Consider the following 20,022-nt stretch of genomic DNA (forward strand, 5'->3'; position numbering starts at 1 on the left):
GCGCCGGGGAACCGGGGCGGCCCTTTCTGCTGCGGCGCCTGTCAGATGCCGTCGCCCACGAAGGCCTTCTCGACCACATATTCGGCCGGGTCGGAGTTCGCGCCCTCGCGCAGGCCCCAGCCTTCCAGGATCGCCTTCACATCGACGTTGAACGCCAGCGATCCGCAGACCATCGCGCGGTCGGTGGCGGGGTCCATCGGACCGGGGATGCCCAGATCGGCAAAGACCTTGCCCGACGACAGGTTGTCGGTGACGCGGCCCATGCGGGCCGAGGGTTCGCGCGTGGTGGTGGGATAGTAGAGCAGCTTGCCCGCCGCCAGTTCGCCCACCAGCTCGTCGGCCTTCAGCGCCTCGACCAGCTGCCGCCCGTATTCCAGTTCGGCCACCTCGCGGCAGGTGTGCATCATGATGACCTGGTCGTATTTCTCGTAGGTCTCGGGGTCGCGCATCAGGCTGGCGAAGGGTGCGAGGCCGGTGCCGGTGGCAAGGAACCACAGGCGCCGTCCGGGCAGGAGCGCGTCATGCACCAGGGTGCCGACGGGCTTGGGGCGCAGGATGATCTCGTCCCCCGGCACGATGTGCTGGAGCCGGCTGGTCAGCGGGCCGTCGGGCACCTTGATCGAATAGAACTCCAGCTCCTCGTCCCAGGACGGCGAGGCGATGGAATAGGCGCGCAGCAGCGGTTTGCCGTTGTCGCCCAGAAGCCCAATCATCACGAACTCGCCCGAGCGGAAACGCAGGGTGCGGGGCCGCGTGACGCGGAAGGAAAACAGCCGGTCGGTCCAGTGGGTCACGGCGGTCACCGTCTGGGCGTCGGGCAGATGGGGCTTGGCCACACGGTCGGTGGCGGCGGCAGAAGGGGGGGCGGCGTCGTGCATCACGGGCGCTTCGGTCATTGCATGCGTCTTTCGGAATAGGTCATTCGGCAGGGCGGCGAAACCCCGAAGTCACGCCCGCAGGCGCGACTGATGGTCATGCGCCTGCCAGTCGGCCCGGAAGCGCCACTGCGCCTCGGGCTGGCGCGCGGCCAGGTCGTCGGAGATTTCGACCTCGTCGAACCCGACGCGCCGCGCCATCGCGTACTGATCGGCGATCACATGGCCCGCCGCCCGCAGCCGGCCCCGGTATCCCATCATCCGCAGGCGCCGGGCGAGGGTAAAGCCCCGCCCGTCGCTGAAGGCCGGAAAGGCGATGCGGATCAGCGACAACCGCGGCAGCGCGGCGGCGGCCAGCGACGGGTCATCGGTGTTCGACAGGTCGAGCGCGCGCGTCCCCGCGTCCAGATCGCCCAGCGTGGCAAAGCCGCCGGTCCAGTCGTCGGGGGAAAAGCCTGCATCGGTCACGATCACGGTCATGCCGCGTTCTCCTGTCTGACACGGACGGCGCGGCCGTCGATGAAATGGATGCCGCACTCGGTCTTTGCGGTGCCGCGCCAGCGGCCGGCGCGCGGGTCTTCCCCGGCCGCCACCGGGCTGGTGCAGGGGGCGCAACCGATCGAAGGGTAGCCCTGTGCCACCAGCGGGTGACGCGGCAGGCGGTTCTCGACCATGTAGTCCTCGATATCCGCCCGGTCCCAGTGGGCCAGCGGGTTGACCTTGATGCGCGTGTCGCCCTCGGCCTCGAAGAACTGGACCGTTTCCCGGCCGGCGCCCTGGAACCGCTTGCGCCCGGTGATCCAGCCGTCGAAATCGCGCAGGGCGCGTTCCAGCGGTTCGACCTTGCGCACGGCGCAGCAGGCATCGGTGTTGAACTGGTGCAGGGTTCCGTCGGGGTCCTCGAAGGCGACGCGCGGTTGCGCGGCGCGGATCGTGCGGATGTCGCAGAGGTGCAGCTTTTCGGCCACCTCGCGCTGATAGTCCAGGGTCTCGGCAAACAGCATCCGCGTGTCGATGAACAGCACCGGGGTTTCCGGCGCGATCACGCTGACCAGATGCAGCAGCACCACCGACTCGGCGCCGAAGGACGACACGAGCGCCACGCGCCCGAGATCGGCATCCTTCAGCGCATGTTCCAGCACCGCCGTCGCCGCATGGTGGCGATAGCGCGTGTTCAGCGCCGCGACACGGTCGGCGACGCTGCGCCCTGCGTGGTCACGCGGCATCGCGCGCGCCGCCCTGGGTATCGGCATCGCCATAAAGCGCGGCCTTGAACGGCGCCATGCCAAGACGACGATAGGCCATCAGGAAGGATTCCTCGGGCGTGTCGCGCAGCGCGAGATAGGCCATGACCAGTCGCTCGACCGCCGGGACGATCTCGTCATAGGCAAAGCCCGGGCCGGCGCGTTCGCCGATCACTGCCGTTTCGGTGCCATCGCCGCCAAGGGTGATCTGGTAGTTCTCGACCCCCGCCCGGTCGAGCCCGAGGATGCCGATATGGCCCACATGATGATGCCCGCAGGCGTTGATGCAGCCCGAGATCTTGATCTTCAGCGGCCCGATCTCGTGTTCGAGATCAAGGTCGCGGAACCGCGTGGCGATTTCCTGCGCGACCGGGATCGAGCGCGCGGTGGCAAGGGCGCAGTAGTCCATTCCCGGGCAGGCGATGATGTCGGAGATCAGGCCCACATTCGCTGTGGCCAGCCCCGCCAGGGTCAGCGCGGCATGCAGCGCGGGCAGGTCGCCCCGGTGGACATGCGGCAGGATGACGTTCTGTTCGTGGCTGATGCGGATTTCCGAATGGCCGTAGGTTTCGGCCAGATCGGCGATCAGGCGCATCTGGTCGGATGTCGCATCGCCCGGCGTCGCGCCATGCGCCTTGAGGCTGACCGTGACGATGGCGTATTGCGGGTTCCGGTGCGGGGCGAGGTTGGTGTCGGTCCAGGACCGGAAGGCGGGATCGGCGCTGCGGAACGCATCGAAGGCATCGGTCGGCGCGTTGCGGAAGGCGGGGGGCTGAAAGGCCGCCTCGATCTCGCGCAGCATCGCCTGGTCGGCGCCGCCGAACAGCGGGCGCAGTTCCGCAAACCGCGCCTCGATCATCCGGGTGATTTCTTCCTTGCCGGTCTCGTGGACGGTGATCTTGATCCGCGCCTTGTACTTGTTGTCGCGGCGGCCAAGCGTGTTGTAGACGCTCAGCACCGCCTCGACATAGGGTAGCAGATCGGCCCGGGGCAGGAATTCGCGCACCGTGTGGCCGATCATCGGGGTGCGGCCCAGGCCGCCGCCCACGATCACCTCGAAGCCCGGCTGACCGGCGGCGTTGCGCACCATGCGCAGGCCGATGTCATGCGCCCGCGTCACCGCGCGGTCATTCGGCGACCCCGTGATGGCGATCTTGAACTTGCGGGGCAGGAACTGGAATTCGGGATGGTCGGTGGACCATTGGCGCAGCAGTTCGGCGACCGGGCGGGGATCGGCAATCTCGTCGGCGGCGGCGCCCGCGAAATGGTCGGCCGTGACGTTGCGCACGCAGTTGCCGCTGGTCTGGATCGCATGCATGCCCACATCGGCAAGCGCCGACAGGATGTCGGGCACATCGCGCAGTTTCGGCCAGTTGAACTGGATGTTCTGCCGGGTCGTGAAATGGCCATAGCCCTTGTCCCAGCGGTCGGCGATCATCGCAAGCTGCCGCATCTGGCGCGGGTTGACCGTGCCATAGGGGATGGCGACCCGCAGCATGTAGGCATGCAGTTGCAGGTAGAGCCCGTTCATCAGGCGCAGCGGGCGGAACTCGTCCTCGCTGAGCGATCCGTCGAGGCGCCGCTCCACCTGGCCGCGGAACTGCGCGACGCGGGCGCGCACGAAGGCTTCGTCGAATTCGGAATAGTCATACATGGCTGTCGGCCTGTTTCCCGTGGGGATAGTTGGACGGGCCGCGGGTGCGGAATTCCTCGCGGAAGTGGACGGGTTCGGGGCCGCGCGCGCCCATGCGCGCGTCGGCCAGGTACGCGCCGACCACGGACAGTTTCTGCGCCGCCGCATGCAGCAGCCGCATCTGCGCATGCGCCTCGTCGTCGATCAGTTCGGCCTCGTGGTGATGGCGGGACCAGCGGTCGTCGGCGGTCAGATAGATCACGTCGCCCGCAACGAGGTCATTGGCGGTGACGACCTTCGGGGTGAACCGGCCTTTCATGCGCGGGCCTCCTGCAAGTCGGGGATGACGGCGACGGCCGCCCGGGGGGCAAGGCCGAACAGGATGACGGCGGGCCCCTCGGCCCGCACCGCCGCCTGCGCCAGGGTGGCCAGCGTGGCGCCGATGACGGTCTCGTCCGGTCGGCTGACGTTGGCCACGACGGTCACCGGGGTTGCCGGATCGGCACCGTGCATCATCAGGCGGCCCTGGATGAAGCGCGCCGATTTCTTGCCCATGTAGATCGCCGCCACCTCGCCCGCGCGGGCCATGCCGCGCCAGTCCTGTTCGGCGAAACCGGCCATGTCATGCCCGGTGACGATCCGCAGGCTGGCGTTGCGGCCGCGGCGGGTCAGCGACTGGCCGATCCGTGCGGCGGCCACGGTTGCCGAGGTCAGCCCGGGCAGGATGCGGAAGGGCAGGCCCGCCGCCTCCAGCGCCTCGATTTCCTCGTCGAGGCGGCCGAAGATGCCGCAGTCGCCCCCCTTCAGCCGCACCACCCGCGCCCCCGTCTGGGCATGGGCCACGAGGGCGGCATTGATGTCGGACTGGGCGGCCGAGGGGCCGAACCCCTCCTTGCCCACATCCACCCGGCGCGCATCGGCGGGGATCAGGGCCAGCACCTCGGGGCCGACCAGGCGGTCGTGGATCACCACCTCGGCCATCTCGATGGCGCGCAGCGCGCCAAGCGTCAGATATTCCGCCGCGCCGGGGCCGGCGCCGACGAATGCGACAGGCTGGAGGGGGGCGGGCGGAAGCATGGCGGCACCTCGTTGGTTGGCAGGAATATAGGACATTGTTCCTGTCACGCGCCATGGGGGCTTGCCGATAAGGATTTCTGTTCTAGTCTGGTCCAAATGCGGGGCCGGTTTCCCGCGCAATCGCGGGGGGCAGGAATGGCGGTCCGGCTGGACGAGATCGACCGGAAAATTCTTGGCGAACTGCAGGCGGACGCCAGCCAGTCGCTGGACGAGATCGCGCGCAAGGTGGGGTCGTCCAAGACGCCGGTCTGGAATCGCATCCGCCGGATGCGCGAGGCGGGGGTGATCACCCGGCAGACCGCGATCCTCGACCCCGAGGCGCTCGGGCTCGAGGCCTGCTTCTTCGTGCTGATCCGCACGTCCGAGCATGAGGCGGAATGGCAGCGCCGCTTCCTCGATGTGCTGCAGCGGCGTCCCGAGGTGCTGGAGGCGCACCGCCTGGCGGGCGACATCGATTATATCCTGAAGGTGCGGGTGAAGAACGCCCGCGCCTATGACACCTTCTACCAGGCGCTGATTTCGGAAGTGCGCATCTACAACGTCACAGCGCTTCTGAGCATGGAGGAGATCAAGGCGACGACCGCGCTGCCGCTGTAGCGGGTCGGTCAGGCGGACAGGTTCAGCGCCTTCAGCCCGTGGAAATGGTAGAGGTCGGCATAGGCCGGCGGCGCGGCCAGCCGCAGCCCCGGCAGCCGGTCGAACAGGATCGGCAGCGCGATCTGCAGCTCAAGGCGTGCCAGCGGGGCGCCCACGCAGAAATGCAGCCCCGCGCCGAAGGCCAGGTTGGGCTTTTCCGGCCGGTCAGGATCGAACCGGTGGGGATTGGCCCAGACCGAAGGGTCACGGTTCGCGCCGGCCAGCAGCAACGCAACCTCGGTGCCCTCTGGGACCAGGTGGCCCATCACCTCGACATCCGCGTAGGCCCAGCGGGTGAACAGGTGCAGCGGTGGGTCGAAGCGCAGGATCTCCTCGACCGTGGCCGCGATGCGGTCGGGCGCGAGCGCGGCGGACGGCGTGCCGGTTTCCAGCATCGTCTTGACGCCGTTGCCGATGGTGTGGACCGTCGCCTCGTGCCCGGCGTTCAGAAGCAGGATGCAGGTCGAGATCAGCTCGTCCGGCGTCAGGCGGTCGCCATCGGCTTCCGCAGCGATCAGATGGGTGATCAGGTCGTCGGCCGGTCGGGCGCGGCGTTCGTTCACATAGTCCCGCAGGAAGGCCGCGAAACCGGCGGCTGCGGCGGCGGCGCGATCCTCGGCCGCGCGCGTGCGCCCGGCCTGGTACATGCCGACCATCGCGTTCGACCAGGCCAGAAGCTGCGGCGCCATCGTTTCCGGCACCCCCAGCAGCCGGGCGATCACGATCACCGGCAGGCGCTGCGCGAAGGCGGGCAGCAGGTCGAACCCGTCGCGGGGCAGGGCGTCGATCAGCGCGTGGGACAGCGCGGCGATCTCGGGGGCCAGGGCGGCGATGCGGCGCGAGGTGAAGGCGCGCAGGACAAGGCCGCGCAACCGGGTGTGGCGCGGCGGCTCGAGTTCCAGCATCGAATGGTCCTCGACCGCATAGAACGGTTCGAGATGGGCGGGAACCGGCTTGCGCAGCGCCGCAGGGATTTCGCGCCCGAACCGGCGGTCGCGCAGGATGGCCCCGACGGCCGCCGCCGAGGCCGTCGCGGTCAGCCGGTAGTCGCGCCAGTGGAAGAACGGCCCGGCCCGGCGGGCCCGGTCGTAGAAGGCATAGGGATTCTGCACGAAGGCCGCGTCGGTCGGGGACTGCGCGAGCGTCCGCATCACGCGCGTCCCGGCAGGCGGATCACCCCCTGTGCCACCAGCACCCCGAGCGCCACGATCGCGGCACCGCCGGCCTGCGTCCAGTTCCACCCCTGACCGAAGGCCAGAAGGATCAGCATCACATAGAAGGGGACGGCATTGGAATGAAGCGAGGACACGCCGATTCCCAGGCGGCCCACAGCCACGATCCAGAGAATCTGGCTGACGGCGAGCGAACCGATGCCATAGACCGACAGCGCACCCCATTCCGTCGGCCCCAGCCGTGCCCAGTCTGGCCCGGGGCCGCCAAGCGCCATATGCGTTCCCGCGATCAGCGTCGCCGCGATGGCCGCCCCCGAGACGGTCAGCGCCGTGCGGCCCAGCGGTGTGAGGCGCGGGAAGGCGGTGACGGTGGCGCGCGATCCCCAGGTGAAGGCCAGCACCGACCCGAAGGCCGCGACCGCGCCCCAGCCCAGCGTCAGGCCGGCGGCGCCCCCGCCATAGGCCAGGATGCCGCCCGCCAGGCCAAGCAGCAGCCCGAGGATCAGCGCCCCGGTCAGCCGCCGCCCGTCCAGCAGGCATTCAAGCGCGATGCCCACCACCGGCATGGTCGCCGTGATCACCGCCACGGTGACCGGATCGGTACGCCCCTGCGCGATCACCAGCAGCAGCGCGCCAAGGCCCAGGCAGATGCCCCCCACCACGATCCCGCGGCCCCATGGCGCCTCGCGAACGGCCGCGGCGCCATCGACCAGCCACCAGATCGGCAGCAGGACAAGCGCTGCCAGCCCCGTCCGCAGTGCCGTCATCGGCAGGGGCGGGATATGCGGGATGACCAGTTCCGCGGCCGGCAGGCCGGCCGACCAGACCAGCATCGAGGCCATGCAGATCAGGTTCGCCGACAGGCGGCCACCCGGGGCGAGGGTTGGGGAGAGGACTGTCATGCTGGGGTCATCGCAGATCGGGGCGCATCCTGCGGCCCCGTCTGCGACGCCTCATGCCGCTTCCAGAGCGGCGACGATCGGTCCGAAGTCGGCGGCCTTCAGGCTGGCCCCGCCGACAAGCGCCCCGTCGACATCGGGAATCGCGAAGATCTCGGCGGCGTTCGACGGCTTCACCGACCCGCCGTAGAGGATGCGCACAGCCTTGCCCGCAGCGCCGAACCTGTCGGCCAGATGCCTGCGGATGGCGGCATGCACCTCGGCGATCTGGGCGGTCGTGGGGGTCAGGCCGGTGCCGATGGCCCAGACCGGTTCATAGGCGATGACGATGCGCTGCACCGCCTCACCGCTCGCGGGCAGCGATCCGGCAAGCTGGCCCGCCACCACCGCCAGCGTGCGCCCGGCCTCGCGTTCGGCCAGCGTCTCGCCAAGGCAGATGATCGCCACCAGACCCGCAGCCAGGGCGGCGGTGGCCTTGGCCTGCACCGTCGCGTCGGATTCCGCGTGGTCGGTGCGCCGTTCGGAATGGCCGACGATGACATGGGTCGCCCCGGCATCGCCCAGCATCGCGGCCGAGACGTCGCCGGTATGCGCGCCGCCGGGCCGGGCATGGCAATCCTGCCCGCCCAGCATCAGCGCCGATCCCCGGACGGCATCGGCCATGCGCGACAGCAGCGTGGCGGGCGGGCAGATCAGCATCTCGCAGCCGGGGGCGGGATGGGCCGCGATCAGGGCGCGCACCTCGTCAAGGTCGGCGCCCGTGCCGTTCATCTTCCAGTTGCCCGCCGCAAGCTTGCGCATCCCGTGTCCTCCCATGGCTCGGAACCGGGATAGGCCAAGCACGGTCGCCGGTGAAGGGGTATTGCGGCCGCAGGGCCAGCGATCCGCGCGTCCCCGCCGCGGCGGGGTGCGGCATCAGCCGGCGGCCGCGTCCTTGAACTTGATCGATTCGCCGCAACCGCAGGCCTCGACCACATTGGGGTTTCGGAACTTGAACCCGGAATGCAGCAGCGTGGATTCATAGTCGATTTCGGTTCCGATCAGGAACATCTGCGCCATCGGCGCGATCAGCACCCGCGCGCCGTCCTGTTCGACCACCTCGTCCAGCGGGTTCACCTCGGACACATAGTCCATGGTGTACTCCATTCCGGCGCAACCGCCCTTCTTCACGCCGATCCGCAGACCCTGCTTGCCGTCGCGGGCCATCAGCCGCGCGATCTGGCGCGCGGCGGCGGGGCTCATCGTCAGGGCGGCCTTGCCGGGGATGCCGAACATCGTCTTTCTCCTGCGCGGGGGCGGGCGCTACATGAACCCCAGTTCCAGCTTCGCCTCGTCCGACATCATGTCCATGCCCCAGGGCGGATCGAAGGTCATCTGCACGTTCACCTGCTTGACACCGGCCAGCGGTTCGATGGCATCGGCCACCCAGCCGGGCATCTCGCCCGCCACCGGGCAGCCCGGGGCGGTCAGCGTCATCATCACCTCGACCTCGTTCTCGGGCCCGATCTCGATCGTGTAGACCAGACCCAGATCGTAGATATTCACCGGGATTTCAGGGTCATAGACCGTGCGACACGCCTCGACCACCGCCGGATAGAGCGGATGGTCGGTGCTGGACGGCCGGATCAGCGGCGTGCCTTCGAGGCGTTCCTGAGGCTGGTTCATGACGCTCCCGCCGGATGTTTCCTAGCGTTTATATAGGAATTGTCCGGCCGGGGTAAAGCACCCGCTGCGAACGGACCGCGCGGGGGGGGCGATCAGAACGGGATTTCGTCGTCGATATCGCCCCGGCCCGCAGGTGCCCCGCCATAGCCGCCCCGCGCCGGGGCATCGCCATAGCCACCGCGCCCGCCCCCGCCGGACGGCCCCGACATGCGCGCGCCCTCATCCGAGCCGCCGCGATCCTCGGCATAGGACCCGCCGCCACCGTCGCGGCCGTCGAGCAGCGTCAGTTCCCCGCGGAACTGCCGCAGCACGACCTCGGTCGTGTACCGGTCCTGGCCCGACTGGTCCTGCCATTTCCGCGTCTCGAGCTGGCCCTCGATATAGACCTTGGAACCCTTCTTCAGATACTGCTCGGCGATCCGGGCGAGGCCCTCGTTGAAGATCGCCACCGAATGCCATTCGGTGCGTTCCTTCCGCTCGCCGCTGGCCTTGTCGCGCCAGGTTTCCGAGGTGGCGATGCGCAGGTTCACCACCTTGCCGCCGTTCTGGAAGCTGCGCACCTCGGGGTCGCGGCCGAGGTTGCCCACCAGAATGACCTTGTTCACCGATCCTGCCATGCTGCCACTCCCTGTCGCCGGTTCTGCCGGCAGCCTCGCCGGTCCTGGTTAACAAAGCCTATAGACCCGCCGCGCATGGCCCGCAACCGCGGCCCCGGGCGGCGGGTTGCCGACGCCGTCCCGCCGATGCCGCCGGGGCTGGTCAATCGTTGCAAATCCATTATTCTCTCGCAGGGTTCGGGCAGGGCAGGTCAGGCAGTGCGGCACTACATCGGGGCGGTTGCGGTTGCGGCGGCGATCTGGGGCAATGCCGCCTGGGCCGAGGGGCTGTTCCTGTCCACCTCGTCCGCCGCCAAGTCGCGCAGCGCGATGTTCAACCAGCAGACGCGCCTTCTGGATACCAAACTTTCCAGGCAGTATTCCGGTTCCGTCCGGCTGAAACCGAAGTCTGACCTGGCCAAGGCGGATGAAGGCGCGATTCCCCGGTTCCGCGGCAGCTACAAGGGCGAGTATCTGGAGGTGGCAAAGGCCGCCGCCCGCCGCCATGGCGTGCCGGAGGATCTGTTCCTGCGCCTTGTGCAGCAGGAATCGGGCTGGAACCCCGGCGCGGTGTCCCACAAGGGCGCGACCGGGCTTGCACAGCTCATGCCGGGCACCGCGCGGCTTGTCGGCGTGGACATCAACAACCCCAGCCAGAACCTTGACGGCGGGGCAAAGTACCTGCGGATGATGAAGGACAAGTTCGGGTCATGGCGCCTGGCGCTTGCCGCCTACAACGCGGGACCGGCGGCGGTCGAGAAACATGACGGCATCCCGCCCTATGCCGAGACCAAGGGCTACGTGAAGGCGATCCTCGGGGGTTGAGCCTGCGCGCCGCGCGCAGGCCCCGAAGGTCTGCCGCCTCAGGCCAGCCGGCCCTCCGCGGTGATGCGCGTCGCGCCGCCGAGCCAGGGATGCAGGGCCGGCGGCAGGTCCACCGATCCGTCTGCCTGCTGGCCGTTCTCCAGCACCGCGATCAGGCAGCGCCCCACCGCCAGCCCCGACCCGTTCAGCGTATGCACGAATTCGGGCCGCCCGCCACCCGCCGGGCGATAGCGCGCGTTCATCCGCCGCGCCTGGAAATCGCCGCAGACCGACACGCTGGAGATTTCGCGATAGCGGCCCTGACCCGGCAGCCAGACCTCGATGTCATGCGTCTTGCGCGCACCGAACCCCATGTCGCCGGTGCACAGCACCACCGTGCGATAGGGCAGGCCCAGCTTCTGCAGGATCGCCTCGGCGCAGCCCGTCATGCGCTCGTGTTCCGCAAGGCTCGCCTCGGGCGTGGTGACCGATACCATCTCGACCTTCTCGAACTGGTGCTGGCGCAGCATCCCCGTGGTGTCCTTGCCCGCGCTGCCCGCCTCGGAGCGGAAGCACTGGGTGTGCGCGGTCCACCGCAGGGGAAGCGCGGACTCGTCATGGATCTCGCCCGCCGACATGTTCGTCAGCGTCACCTCGGACGTCGGCACCAGCCACCAGCCGTTCGTGGTCTGGTAGCTGTCCTCGGCGAATTTCGGCAACTGGTTGGTGCCGAACATCGCCTCGTCCCGCACCAGCACAGGTGTCCAGACCTCGGTCAGCCCGTGTTCGGCCACATGCGTATCCAGCATGAACTGCGCAAGCGCCCGGTGCAGCCGGATCACCGCGCCCTTCAGCACGACGAACCGCGCGCCCGACAGCTTTGCCGCCGTCTCGAAATCCATGCCGGGGCGCACGCCGGCGATCTCGAAATGTTCGAGCGGCGTGAAGTCGAACGCCCGCGGTGTGCCCCAGCGGCGGATCTCGACATTGTCCGCCTCGTCGCGGCCCTCGGGCACCTCGTCGAGCGGCAGGTTCGGGATGGTCGCCAGCAGTGCCGACAGACGGGCATCCTCGGCCGCCGCATCGTCGGTCAGTTGCGCCACCTCGGCCTTCTTCTCGGCCACGAGGGCGCGCAGGCGCTCGAACCCTGCGGTGTCGCCGCGCGCCTTCGCCGCGCCCACGTCCTTCGACGCGGCGTTCTGGGCGGCCTGCGCGGTCTCGGCCGCCAGGATCGCCGCCCGGCGTGCCGCGTCGATCGCCAGAACCGCGGACGACTGGCCCGGAAGCCCCCGGCGGGCCAGGGCGGCGTCGAAGGCGGCGGGGTTCTCGCGGATGGCGCGGATGTCGTGCATGGCTGGTGGCTCCGGTGCTTGTGGCGCGCAGGCGCCGGATGGGGCTTATGCCCCAGAGCATCTGCCGCGTGAAGGCGGGAAATGCCCCGCGCGGGCCGTCAGTTGCCCGTCGGCGACCAGTGCCAGGGCTCGCTCAGCGTCTTGGCGCCGTTCTTGCAGCCATAGGTGGCGCCAAGCGCCTGGAGGTCGGTGTTGGTCTCGTCGGTCGGGGTCGTGTCAATCTCGACGTCGTTGCCCTCGCCATCCTTGATCTTCAGGGTTCCGGTCCAGCTGATGTTCATGTCGATCGCATTGCCGGTCAGGTGGTTCGACTTGCCCGGCTTGGCGACCTGCCCGGTCATCCCGAACGCATCATACATCTCCTTCGCGCCCTTCTTCGACGCCTCCTCGTCACCGTGGTCCCAGGTGATGTCCACCCCGTCGATCTTGGGAACGTCGGCCGCCTTCATGCCCTTCACGCCGACCTGCCAGCAGTAGTACATGATCTCGGCCCGGGCCGCCGACCGCAGCGTGGCGGTGATCGAGACGGTGGCGCCGGCCGTTTCAAGCGCCTTGATGAACTTCACCACCTTGGGCTTGAAGGTCGATGACAGGTCATCGACGCTCTTGCTGTTGGGGTATTTCGACTGATTCGCGTTGAACCAGGCGCGCCCGCTCAGCGACTTGTCGTTGCCGCCCTCGGCCTTCTTTTCCTCGGGCTGTCCCTCGTCAAGGCCGGGCACCGAGCCCGGCGCCTCGCCCGTGCCGCCCGGCCCGGCATCGGGAACGGGCACGGAACCGGGTGCCTCGCCGGTGCCGCCCGGCCCCGTCTCGGCGGGGGGGGTGTCGCTTTCGGGCGCATCGCCCGTGCCACCGGCCGCCTTGCCGCCGGCGCCGGGCATGGCACCCGCCACCGCCTTGCCGCCCGCGCCGAGCAGACCGTCAACCGCCTCGCCGATCGCCCCGGCGGCACCTTCCGCGGCGCCCGCGATGCCGCCGATGATCTTGCCGGCCGCGCCCGCGATGCCGCCGAACATGCCACCCGCGGCCTCGAACGGGCTTGCCCCGGTGCCCGCACCGCCGTCGGGTGCCTTGCCCTCGCCGCCCGCGCTTTCCTTGTAGCCGGCATCCTTGCCATCGGGCCCGAGCATCTTGCCGACCGCCTCGCCGATCGCCCCCGCGGCACCTTCCGCGGCGCCCGAGATCCCGCCGATGATCTTGCCGGCCGCGCCCGCGATGCCGCCCAGTGCGCCGCCCACGCCTTCAAACAGGTTGCCGCCCTGCGCGGCGGCCTCGCCCCCGGTGCCGCCCGGTGCCCCCTTGCCGTAATCGCCCGATGCCGCGCCCTTGGCGGCCGCGGCGCTTGCCGATGATCCGCCGCCGTCCGACCCCTTGGCACTGCCCGTGCCGAAGGCTGCCGCCTTGCTGCCGTCGTCCCCTGCGGAACTGACCGGCCCGCTGCCCTTGGCGAATGCGCCCTTGCCGTCGCCAGCAAACGGATTTCCCTCGGCGCCGCCACCGAACATCGCGGCCTTGCCGCCGCCCATCTTGGCCGACTGGGCCACCGCACCCCCGGCCGGGGCGGCCATCTTGCCGACCTTGATCAACTCGCCCGCGACGAACGTCCCCAGAAGCCGCAGGATCGGCATCGCCCGCGTCGGATCGGGCCCGTCCTTCGCATCGTGGAACATCTTGCCCAGCTGTTCGGCCTTGCGGGCGGCAGCGGGTGCGCCCTCGGCGACGATCCGGTCGAAATCGGCACTGATCGCGCCGAACTCCTTGTCAAGCTGCGCCCGAATCTGGTCGAGGTTCGGCATTGCGGCCGATGACCCCTCGGCCCCCCCGGCCGGACCATCCGGCGCGGCGGCGCCATCGGCCGCGGGTTCCTCGGCGTCGTCCTCCTCGGACTCTTCCTCGGTCTGGCCGCCGGGCAGCCGGAAGATGATCTTCATCGGCATCCCGGCTTCCTTGAGCGTCTTCTTCATCTGCTTCTTCAGCGCGCCCGGGATCTCTTCCTCGTCCAGCGACAGGTTCAGTTCCTTGCCGTTGATCGTCAGGCGCCCCGACACCGACTTGGCGCGCGAGATTCCCTCGTTCTTCTCCTTGGCCAGGTTCCACAGCGCGTTGCCCGACTTGCGCAGGTCGCCGACGATGGCCGCCCCGCCCTTGCCGACTGCGGCGACGAAGTTCAGTTCGCGTGACTTGCCCAGGCGGATGATGTCAGCCAGCGACAGGCCCTTTTCGTCCTTCGCATCGGCCTCGGGTTTCTTCGCCATCAATACCTCCGTCAATCACGCCCGGCATCGTGGGCCGTGCCGAAACGCCCGTCTTCCTGGACGCCTGTCTTCCTGAAATCCGTTCGGGCGAAAAACTGCCCTGCAAGTCGCCGGTATCATGAAACCGCCGGTTCGCATATCAAAAATGGTCATCTGTCAGAAAGCCTTACCCCGGGACCGCGCGCGGCGGACCCGGGGCAGGGGATGGGTCAGCCGAAGCGGTAGGGGCGGCCCGCCTTCTGCATCTGGTCGTTGTAGGTCTTGATGATCTCGACCACCTTGGCCTTGGTCGGGCTCTCGGCCGCGATCTCGTCCCAGAACTTCACCGCCGCCGCCTCGACCGTCGCCCATTCGGCATCGGGGATCGTGGTCAGTTGCAGCTTCGGCCCGTTCACCCGCAGGTTCGCCTCGCCGCCCCAGTACCAGTGCTGGCGGTAATAGTGCGACTGCTCGAAACACACCCGCATCAGCGTCTGCAGGTTTTCCGGCAGCTCGTTCCAGCGGTCCATGTTGGCAAAGAAATGCCCGATCCAGGCGCCCGAGATGTTGTTCGTCAGGAAGTAGTTGGTCACGTTCGACCAGCCCACCGTGTAGACCTCGGTGATCCCCGACCAGGCGATGCCGTCCAGTTCGCCGGTCTGCACCGCGACCTCGATATCCTCCCAGGGCAGGGTCACGGGGACGACGCCGAACTGGCTCAGGAACCGGCCCGCTGTGGGGAAGGTGAACACCCGCTTGCCCTGAAGGTCGGCAAGGCTGTTGATCGGGTCCTTGGTCGAGAAATGGCAGGGGTCCCAGGCCCCGGCCGAGATGTGCTTGACGCCCACCTTGGAGTATTCCTCGTCCCAGATCTCGTTCAGGCCGTACTGGTTGAACAGCACCGGCACATCCAGGCTGTAGCGCAGGCCCAGCGGGAAATAGCCGCCGAACACCGTCACCTCGGTCGGGCTGGCCATGCTGTCGTCATCCGACTGCACCGCGTCGATGGTGCCGCGCTGCATCGCCTGGAACAGCTCGCCCGTGGGAACCAGCTGATCGGCGAAATACAGTTCGATCTCCATCTGGCCGGCGGCGATCTTGTTGAAGTTGTCGATGGCGGGCTTCACCACCTGCTCGCCCAGGGCCGCCCCCGCATAGGTCTGCAACCGCCAGCGGATCGGTGCCTGGCCCAGAACCGCAGGCGCCGCCAGCGTCGTCGCCCCCGCCGCAAGCGCGCCGGTCGTGAGGAACTTCCGTCTTGTCGTCATGTCGGTCTCTCCTTGTTGTTGGGGGGGCGGTTTGGCCGCCCCTCGGTCGTCACTTGAATTGCGCGGGCAGCCACAGCGCGATCTCGGGAAAGGCCATGACCGTCGCAAGCGCCACCACCATCACCCCCACGAAGGGCACGATGGACCGGTAGATGTCGGCCAGGCTGACCTCTTTCGGGGCCATGGCGCGCATCAGGAACAGGTTGTAGCCGAAGGGCGGCGTCATGTAGGCGATCTGGCAGGTGATGGTGTAGAGCACACCATACCACACAAGGTCGAATTCCAGCGCCCGCACCAGCGGCACATAGAGCGGCGCCACGATCACCAGCATCGCGGTGTCGTCGAGGAACGTGCCCATCAGGATGAAGGACAGCTGCATCAGGATCAGCACTTCCCACCGCGACAGGTGCATCTGGTCCAGGAACAGCCCCTTCACCGCATCCACCGCCCGCAGCCCGTCGAACACCGCGCCAAAGGCCAGCGCGGCCAGGATGATCCACAGGAACATGCAGGAAATCGCCAGCGTCTGCCGCGTCGCCGTCTCGAACACCGCGCGGGTCATCCGGCCCTTCACCACCGCCACCAGCAGCGCCGACAGCGCCCCGATGACCGAGCTTTCCACAAGCCGCGTGTAGCCGGTGACGAAGGGCACCATCATCGCCAGGAATATTCCCAGCGGCAGCAGCCCCGCCGTCAGCAGCCGCCATTTCTCGGCCCGCGTGACCCTGGCGCGCTCCTCGGGTGCCAGCACGGGCCCGAGCGCCGGGTTCAGCCGGCAGCGCAGCCAGATGTATCCCACGAACATCGCGGCCATCATCAGCCCCGGCAGGATGCCCGCCAGCCACAGGTCAGCCACCGACTGCCGCGCGATCAGGGCGTAGAGCACCAGTACGACCGACGGCGGGATCAGGATGCCAAGGCTCGCCCCGGCCTGGATCACCCCGGTGACCATCCGCTTGTCATAGTTGCGCTTCAGCAGCTCGGGCAGGGCGATCGTCGCGCCGATCGCCATTCCCGCCACCGAAAGCCCGTTCATCGCCGAGATCAGCACCATCAGGAAGATCGTGCCGATGGCCAGCCCGCCCGGAACCGGCCCGAACCACACATGGAACATCCGGTACAGGTCATCCGCCAGGCGGCTTTCCGACAGGACATAGCCCATGAAGATGAACATCGGCAGCGTCAGCAGCGGGAACCAGTTCATCACCTTCAGCGTCTGCGCGAAGGCCAGGTCATAGCCGCCGCGTTCCCCCCACAGCAGCAGCGCCGCGGCCACCGCCACGAAGCCGATGATCCCGAACATCCGCTGCCCGGTCATCAGCATGACCAGCATCGAGGTGAACATCAGGGCCGCAATCCAGTCGTAGCTCAAATGCCGCGCTCCGGTATCTGGACGCCCCGCAGCCGCGCGACATCGCGGATCAGGAAGCAGACGGCCTGCAGGATCATCATCACGATCCCGATCACCATGACGATCTTCACGGGCGCCATGTAGGGCCGCCACAGGCCCGACCGCCGCTCGCCGTATTGCAGGGCGTATTGCACGCTCTCGACGCCGCCCCACAGCAGCACGGCCAGGTAGAACAGCAGCGCAAGGATCGTGATGCTGTCCACCATGGCCTTGGTGCGGGGCGACCAGGCGGAATAGAACACGTCCATCCGTACCGCGCTGCCCAGCTGCATCGCATAGGCGCCACCCAGCATGAAATAACCCATCAGCAGGAACTGGCCCGTCTCGTCGGTCCAGACCTGCGGCACCCAGACCGCCCGGCTCACCGCACCCCACAGCATCACCGCCATCAGCGCGAACAGCAGATACATCGCCCCGCGTCCGACAGCGCGGTTCAGCGCCTCGACAAGGCGGACAAAGGCGATAAGGGCGGCTGGCATGGCCGGACCGGGTGGCTCCTCGTTCCCTGCGGGTTGACCCCGGGGCATGGCCCGGCGCCTTCTTGTTTCGTTATTGCCAGATTGGACAAGCGTTTGTGCGCTGACAAGCCCCCCTGACCTGACCTTTGCGGCAGGTCGGTCCAGCCATCGCCGGGCGCCCCCGCCTGCTGAAAACGCAGGCATCCGCCACCGGAACGCGGCCGGTGCCGCCGCGCACGGCGGTCACCCGTCGCCCTGCGCCGCAAGCCGGGCATGCAACTGCCCGGCCGTCACGATGCCCGCGTCCAGCGTGTCGACGTCGATATCGATCCCGCAGGTCTCTTCCAGATCCATGATGAACTCGGTAAACCGCAAGGACGACAGGTCGATCCCGCCGTCGAACAGCGCATCGTCCGCACGAACCTCGGATCGGCGGGCGTGCCGGGCCAGAAGCCGGAGGAATTGGTCGAGTGGCAGCATGGCAGGCCCTGCGCAGGTTGATCGGTCGGCGGGATGCCGCACCGGCCGATCCGACCCCGGCAACGGCGCCGGGTCAAGGGGTGCCAGATCGGGGGGCGCCAGATCAGGGGGCGCCAGATCGGGGGGCCCCGGTGCCATCCGGGGCCGACACCGCACGCGCCGCCATGGTGGCCGAATGCCGCAGGCTGCTGGACGCAGGGCAGGCGCGCGCCGCCTATGACCTGTCGCGCAGCGCGGCACCCGGCGACTACTGGGCGGCGGGCCTTGCGGCGCTGCGGCTGCGGGCGGCTGCGGGCCTGCATGATCGCCCGCTGCTGCTGGCCGAGGAACAGGCGCTGCGCGACCGGATGGGCGACGACCCCGAGCTTCGCCGTCTGGCCCTGCGCATCAACGCCACCTGCAGGCTGCCCGCGCGGATCGGCGATTTCCTCTGGGCCTGGGGCCCGCCCCGCGCCCGGATCGAGGATCATCTGGCAGACCTCGCCGACACGCAGGGCTTCGCGATGCAGCCCGCGCTTGGCCCGCGCCTGCATGCGTTGCGCGGCGGCGGGCCGGATCGCGCCGAATTCGTCGCCCGCTTTGCCACGGGCGCGGCCCTGCGTGCCCTGCTGTCGCATGTCGGCCGGCTGGAGGAAACCCTGCGCGGGGCCGACCGCCCGCTGACCGAGGACGAACACGCGGTGATCGCGCTTCACGCGCAGGAGGCGCGCATCGTGCCGCCGATTGACCTGTCGCCGGTTCTGGCGGCGCAGGCCGAGGGGCGGTCTGTCGTGATCGCCGCCGCGCATCTGGACATGCCCGGCCGGTTCAACTGGGTGGACGGCGGCGTTCGCCTGCCCCGCGCCAGGGTGCGCCGCCGCCCGCTGACCCCGGCCGAGGCGCGCACGCTCGACATCTCGACCGTGCAGCCCGATCTCGCGCTGCGCTATCTGAAGCTGGTCAAGGCGATGCGCCGCACGCCGCATTTCGTGGAAATCTATCCCGATGCGGCGGACGGCGGCGAAATCGCCACCGGCACGCTGGCGGGGCATCCGTTCCGCATCGGCCGGGGGGCGGCCCATCTGGCGTTCCAGTCGCGTGCCGCACCCTTCTTTCCCGCCTGCGGCTGGGATGGCGCCCGGTTCGTCCGCCGCCTGATCCCGGGGCCCCGGGCCGAAGCCGGCATGGCGCCGGACGACTATGACGCCGCCTTCACGGCGTTCTACACCGGATGCCTGTCCGACATGCTGACGGGGCCGCCCGAGGCGATTTCGGGCGTGCTGCTGCATCTGCCCGCGCCCGGCAGGCCCGCCCCGTGACGCCCGCCCGCATCACCCGCCACGTCGCCGGAATGCCGCATCTCGGCCCGGTCGGCCTGTCCGAGGACTGGGCGCTGACCATGGCCTGCGACCAGCACTGGCAGCTTCTGGCGGAAAGCATGGGCATCCGCCCCTCGTGCTGGCGCGACAGCACGGGCGAACGGGTCTATGCCGCCGTGGTCTGGCTGGCCTTCCGTGACGATCCCGCATTCCCGCTGGCCGAGGACGACCCCTTCACCCTGCACACCGCGCTGACCGCGATCCGCAAGCCCTATGCCCTGTCGGCCACGCGCATCGACTGGGGCCGGGGCGCGGGTGCCGAGGTGCGGCTGCTGACCGGCTTCGTCCGGCGCGAGGCGCGCGGCACCAACAAGAAGTTCGCCACCGTCCGCGACATCTGGACCGCCCCCGACCATGGTGCCGACGCGGTCGAGGCGCTGCTCGACGCGCATCACCGGGCCAAGTCGGCCCCGCGGCCCGCCACGGTCACGCATCGCCACCGTGTCTGCCGCCTGACCGACTTCAACGCCGCCGACCTGTTCTATTTCCGCAACTTCGCCCGGCTGGTGCGGGTGGCCGAGGCGATGGAGGCCGTGCCCCGGCCGGTCGCGCGCGAGGGGTTCCTCTACGGCAATGCCGAGGACGGCCAGACGCTCGAGGTGCGCCTCGACCCCCGCGACGGCGGCATGGCTGCGGCGATAACCGCCGATGACGGGCGCTGCCTGTTTCGGGGCCTGTCACATTCGGCGCCCGGGGATCACCGCCCCTGACATCCGCGTGAAAGTCCTGTCACGCCACTGGTCCCGCGACGGAACCCGGCGCATCCTTCGTTAGGACAAAAGCAACCGGCGCATCATCTTGTGATGTTACGCCGCGATACATAGATAGACCGCGCTTCGGGGCAGGAGCCCCGGCGGCAG

At 69.0% G+C, this 20,022-nt stretch carries 22 protein-coding genes; 4 read left to right on the plus strand and 18 right to left on the minus strand.

Going from position 1 to position 20,022, the window contains the following annotated elements; translation table 11 throughout:
• Nucleotides 1–41: 41 nt before the first annotated feature.
• From KF887_07915 to cobA, 6 genes are read right to left on the minus strand one after another with little or no spacing between them, the layout of a single operon-like run.
• Entirely contained in the window at nucleotides 42–896 is an 855-nt protein-coding gene (locus KF887_07915; protein ID QYK43009.1) for a ferredoxin--NADP reductase, read from the minus strand.
• 51 nt (nucleotides 897–947) lie between these two features.
• Complete coding sequence (locus KF887_07920; protein QYK43010.1) at nucleotides 948–1,355, minus strand: DUF934 domain-containing protein; 408 nt, start codon at nucleotides 1,353–1,355, stop codon at nucleotides 948–950.
• On the minus strand, nucleotides 1,352–2,101 hold the full coding sequence (locus tag KF887_07925) for a phosphoadenylyl-sulfate reductase (GenBank protein ID QYK43011.1): 750 nt from the start codon (nucleotides 2,099–2,101) through the stop codon (nucleotides 1,352–1,354). Before KF887_07925 ends, KF887_07920 begins: the two co-directional genes overlap by 4 nt.
• Nucleotides 2,091–3,773 carry a nitrite/sulfite reductase gene (locus KF887_07930; GenBank protein ID QYK43012.1) on the minus strand — a complete coding sequence of 561 codons (1,683 nt, stop codon included), beginning with the start codon at nucleotides 3,771–3,773 and terminating at the stop codon, nucleotides 2,091–2,093. Before KF887_07930 ends, KF887_07925 begins: the two co-directional genes overlap by 11 nt.
• Nucleotides 3,766–4,071, minus strand: a complete 306-nt coding sequence (locus tag KF887_07935) for a DUF2849 domain-containing protein (GenBank protein QYK43013.1) — start codon at nucleotides 4,069–4,071, stop codon at nucleotides 3,766–3,768. The genes KF887_07930 and KF887_07935 overlap by 8 nt, the downstream gene beginning before the upstream one ends.
• The gene (cobA, locus tag KF887_07940) at nucleotides 4,068–4,829 is read right to left on the minus strand and encodes a uroporphyrinogen-III C-methyltransferase (GenBank protein ID QYK43014.1); all 762 of its coding nucleotides are present in this window, start codon (nucleotides 4,827–4,829) and stop codon (nucleotides 4,068–4,070) included. The genes KF887_07935 and cobA overlap by 4 nt, the downstream gene beginning before the upstream one ends.
• A 135-nt stretch (nucleotides 4,830–4,964) precedes the next feature.
• On the opposite strand from cobA, the gene KF887_07945 reads away from it, so the two are divergent.
• A complete protein-coding gene (locus KF887_07945) occupies nucleotides 4,965–5,426 on the plus strand; it encodes an Lrp/AsnC family transcriptional regulator (protein ID QYK43015.1) in 462 nt (153 codons plus the stop codon).
• Between the two features lie 8 nt (nucleotides 5,427–5,434).
• On the opposite strand, the gene KF887_07950 is transcribed toward KF887_07945, so the two are convergent.
• From KF887_07950 to ssb, 6 genes are all read right to left on the minus strand, one after another.
• Complete coding sequence (locus tag KF887_07950) at nucleotides 5,435–6,616, minus strand: cytochrome P450 (GenBank protein QYK43016.1); 1,182 nt, start codon at nucleotides 6,614–6,616, stop codon at nucleotides 5,435–5,437.
• Nucleotides 6,616–7,539 (minus strand): DMT family transporter, encoded by a 924-nt coding sequence (locus tag KF887_07955; protein QYK43017.1) that lies wholly within the window; start codon nucleotides 7,537–7,539, stop codon nucleotides 6,616–6,618. The genes KF887_07950 and KF887_07955 overlap by 1 nt, the downstream gene beginning before the upstream one ends.
• 51 nt (nucleotides 7,540–7,590) lie before the next feature.
• Nucleotides 7,591–8,337 carry a triose-phosphate isomerase gene (gene tpiA / locus KF887_07960; protein QYK43018.1) on the minus strand — a complete coding sequence of 249 codons (747 nt, stop codon included), beginning with the start codon at nucleotides 8,335–8,337 and terminating at the stop codon, nucleotides 7,591–7,593.
• 114 nt (nucleotides 8,338–8,451) lie between these two features.
• Nucleotides 8,452–8,811: an iron-sulfur cluster assembly accessory protein gene (locus KF887_07965; protein QYK43019.1), complete on the minus strand. Its 360-nt coding sequence runs from the start codon at nucleotides 8,809–8,811 to the stop codon at nucleotides 8,452–8,454.
• 27 nt (nucleotides 8,812–8,838) lie between these two features.
• Complete coding sequence (locus tag KF887_07970; GenBank protein ID QYK43020.1) at nucleotides 8,839–9,201, minus strand: SUF system Fe-S cluster assembly protein; 363 nt, start codon at nucleotides 9,199–9,201, stop codon at nucleotides 8,839–8,841.
• Nucleotides 9,202–9,293: 92 nt separating this feature from the next.
• Nucleotides 9,294–9,818, minus strand: a complete 525-nt coding sequence (gene ssb, locus KF887_07975) for a single-stranded DNA-binding protein (GenBank protein QYK43021.1) — start codon at nucleotides 9,816–9,818, stop codon at nucleotides 9,294–9,296.
• Nucleotides 9,819–9,944: 126 nt separating this feature from the next.
• Here ssb and KF887_07980 point away from each other — a divergent pair, with 126 nt between their 5' ends.
• On the plus strand, nucleotides 9,945–10,622 hold the full coding sequence (locus KF887_07980) for a lytic transglycosylase domain-containing protein (protein QYK43487.1): 678 nt from the start codon (nucleotides 9,945–9,947) through the stop codon (nucleotides 10,620–10,622).
• Nucleotides 10,623–10,660: 38 nt separating this feature from the next.
• Here the strand turns inward: KF887_07980 and serS are convergent, their stop codons facing one another.
• The 6 genes from serS to KF887_08010 all read right to left on the minus strand — a co-directional run bounded on the left by serS (nucleotide 10,661) and on the right by KF887_08010 (nucleotide 17,804).
• The gene (gene serS / locus KF887_07985) at nucleotides 10,661–11,953 is read right to left on the minus strand and encodes a serine--tRNA ligase (GenBank protein ID QYK43022.1); all 1,293 of its coding nucleotides are present in this window, start codon (nucleotides 11,951–11,953) and stop codon (nucleotides 10,661–10,663) included.
• A 98-nt stretch (nucleotides 11,954–12,051) separates the two neighbouring features.
• Nucleotides 12,052–14,208, minus strand: a complete 2,157-nt coding sequence (locus tag KF887_07990) for a D-alanyl-D-alanine carboxypeptidase family protein (GenBank protein QYK43023.1) — start codon at nucleotides 14,206–14,208, stop codon at nucleotides 12,052–12,054.
• Between the two features lie 209 nt (nucleotides 14,209–14,417).
• Nucleotides 14,418–15,455, minus strand: a complete 1,038-nt coding sequence (gene dctP / locus KF887_07995) for a TRAP transporter substrate-binding protein DctP (GenBank protein QYK43024.1) — start codon at nucleotides 15,453–15,455, stop codon at nucleotides 14,418–14,420.
• 49 nt (nucleotides 15,456–15,504) lie between these two features.
• Nucleotides 15,505–16,827 carry a TRAP transporter large permease subunit gene (locus tag KF887_08000; protein ID QYK43025.1) on the minus strand — a complete coding sequence of 441 codons (1,323 nt, stop codon included), beginning with the start codon at nucleotides 16,825–16,827 and terminating at the stop codon, nucleotides 15,505–15,507.
• Nucleotides 16,824–17,345 (minus strand): TRAP transporter small permease subunit, encoded by a 522-nt coding sequence (locus KF887_08005; protein QYK43026.1) that lies wholly within the window; start codon nucleotides 17,343–17,345, stop codon nucleotides 16,824–16,826. The genes KF887_08000 and KF887_08005 overlap by 4 nt, the downstream gene beginning before the upstream one ends.
• 222 nt (nucleotides 17,346–17,567) lie before the next feature.
• Complete coding sequence (locus KF887_08010; protein QYK43027.1) at nucleotides 17,568–17,804, minus strand: acyl carrier protein; 237 nt, start codon at nucleotides 17,802–17,804, stop codon at nucleotides 17,568–17,570.
• 131 nt (nucleotides 17,805–17,935) lie between these two features.
• Between KF887_08010 and KF887_08015 the strand changes: the two genes are divergently transcribed.
• Together KF887_08015 and KF887_08020 are read left to right on the plus strand one after the other, a co-directional pair.
• Nucleotides 17,936–19,102 (plus strand): hypothetical protein, encoded by a 1,167-nt coding sequence (locus KF887_08015; GenBank protein QYK43028.1) that lies wholly within the window; start codon nucleotides 17,936–17,938, stop codon nucleotides 19,100–19,102.
• Nucleotides 19,099–19,872 carry a hypothetical protein gene (locus KF887_08020; protein ID QYK43029.1) on the plus strand — a complete coding sequence of 258 codons (774 nt, stop codon included), beginning with the start codon at nucleotides 19,099–19,101 and terminating at the stop codon, nucleotides 19,870–19,872. The genes KF887_08015 and KF887_08020 overlap by 4 nt, the downstream gene beginning before the upstream one ends.
• Nucleotides 19,873–20,022: the final 150 nt, after the last annotated feature.

Source organism: Paracoccaceae bacterium, assembly GCA_019454225.1.
GTDB lineage: Bacteria > Pseudomonadota > Alphaproteobacteria > Rhodobacterales > Rhodobacteraceae.

Excerpts from the sequence above, each read along its gene's own strand:
- KF887_07915 (QYK43009.1), bottom strand. The coding sequence starts at position 896 with ATGACCGAAGCGCCCGTGATGCACGACGCCGCCCCCCCTTCTGCCGCC.
- KF887_07920 (QYK43010.1), bottom strand. The coding sequence starts at position 1,355 with ATGACCGTGATCGTGACCGATGCAGGCTTTTCCCCCGACGACTGGACC.
- KF887_07925 (QYK43011.1), bottom strand. The coding sequence starts at position 2,101 with ATGCCGCGTGACCACGCAGGGCGCAGCGTCGCCGACCGTGTCGCGGCG.
- KF887_07930 (QYK43012.1), bottom strand. The coding sequence starts at position 3,773 with ATGTATGACTATTCCGAATTCGACGAAGCCTTCGTGCGCGCCCGCGTC.
- KF887_07935 (QYK43013.1), bottom strand. The coding sequence starts at position 4,071 with ATGAAAGGCCGGTTCACCCCGAAGGTCGTCACCGCCAATGACCTCGTT.
- cobA (QYK43014.1), bottom strand. The coding sequence starts at position 4,829 with ATGCTTCCGCCCGCCCCCCTCCAGCCTGTCGCATTCGTCGGCGCCGGC.
- KF887_07945 (QYK43015.1), top strand. The coding sequence starts at position 4,965 with ATGGCGGTCCGGCTGGACGAGATCGACCGGAAAATTCTTGGCGAACTG.
- KF887_07950 (QYK43016.1), bottom strand. The coding sequence starts at position 6,616 with ATGCGGACGCTCGCGCAGTCCCCGACCGACGCGGCCTTCGTGCAGAAT.
- KF887_07955 (QYK43017.1), bottom strand. The coding sequence starts at position 7,539 with ATGACAGTCCTCTCCCCAACCCTCGCCCCGGGTGGCCGCCTGTCGGCG.
- tpiA (QYK43018.1), bottom strand. The coding sequence starts at position 8,337 with ATGCGCAAGCTTGCGGCGGGCAACTGGAAGATGAACGGCACGGGCGCC.
- KF887_07965 (QYK43019.1), bottom strand. The coding sequence starts at position 8,811 with ATGTTCGGCATCCCCGGCAAGGCCGCCCTGACGATGAGCCCCGCCGCC.
- KF887_07970 (QYK43020.1), bottom strand. The coding sequence starts at position 9,201 with ATGAACCAGCCTCAGGAACGCCTCGAAGGCACGCCGCTGATCCGGCCG.
- ssb (QYK43021.1), bottom strand. The coding sequence starts at position 9,818 with ATGGCAGGATCGGTGAACAAGGTCATTCTGGTGGGCAACCTCGGCCGC.
- KF887_07980 (QYK43487.1), top strand. The coding sequence starts at position 9,945 with ATGCCGCCGGGGCTGGTCAATCGTTGCAAATCCATTATTCTCTCGCAG.
- serS (QYK43022.1), bottom strand. The coding sequence starts at position 11,953 with ATGCACGACATCCGCGCCATCCGCGAGAACCCCGCCGCCTTCGACGCC.
- KF887_07990 (QYK43023.1), bottom strand. The coding sequence starts at position 14,208 with ATGGCGAAGAAACCCGAGGCCGATGCGAAGGACGAAAAGGGCCTGTCG.
- dctP (QYK43024.1), bottom strand. The coding sequence starts at position 15,455 with ATGACGACAAGACGGAAGTTCCTCACGACCGGCGCGCTTGCGGCGGGG.
- KF887_08005 (QYK43026.1), bottom strand. The coding sequence starts at position 17,345 with ATGCCAGCCGCCCTTATCGCCTTTGTCCGCCTTGTCGAGGCGCTGAAC.
- KF887_08010 (QYK43027.1), bottom strand. The coding sequence starts at position 17,804 with ATGCTGCCACTCGACCAATTCCTCCGGCTTCTGGCCCGGCACGCCCGC.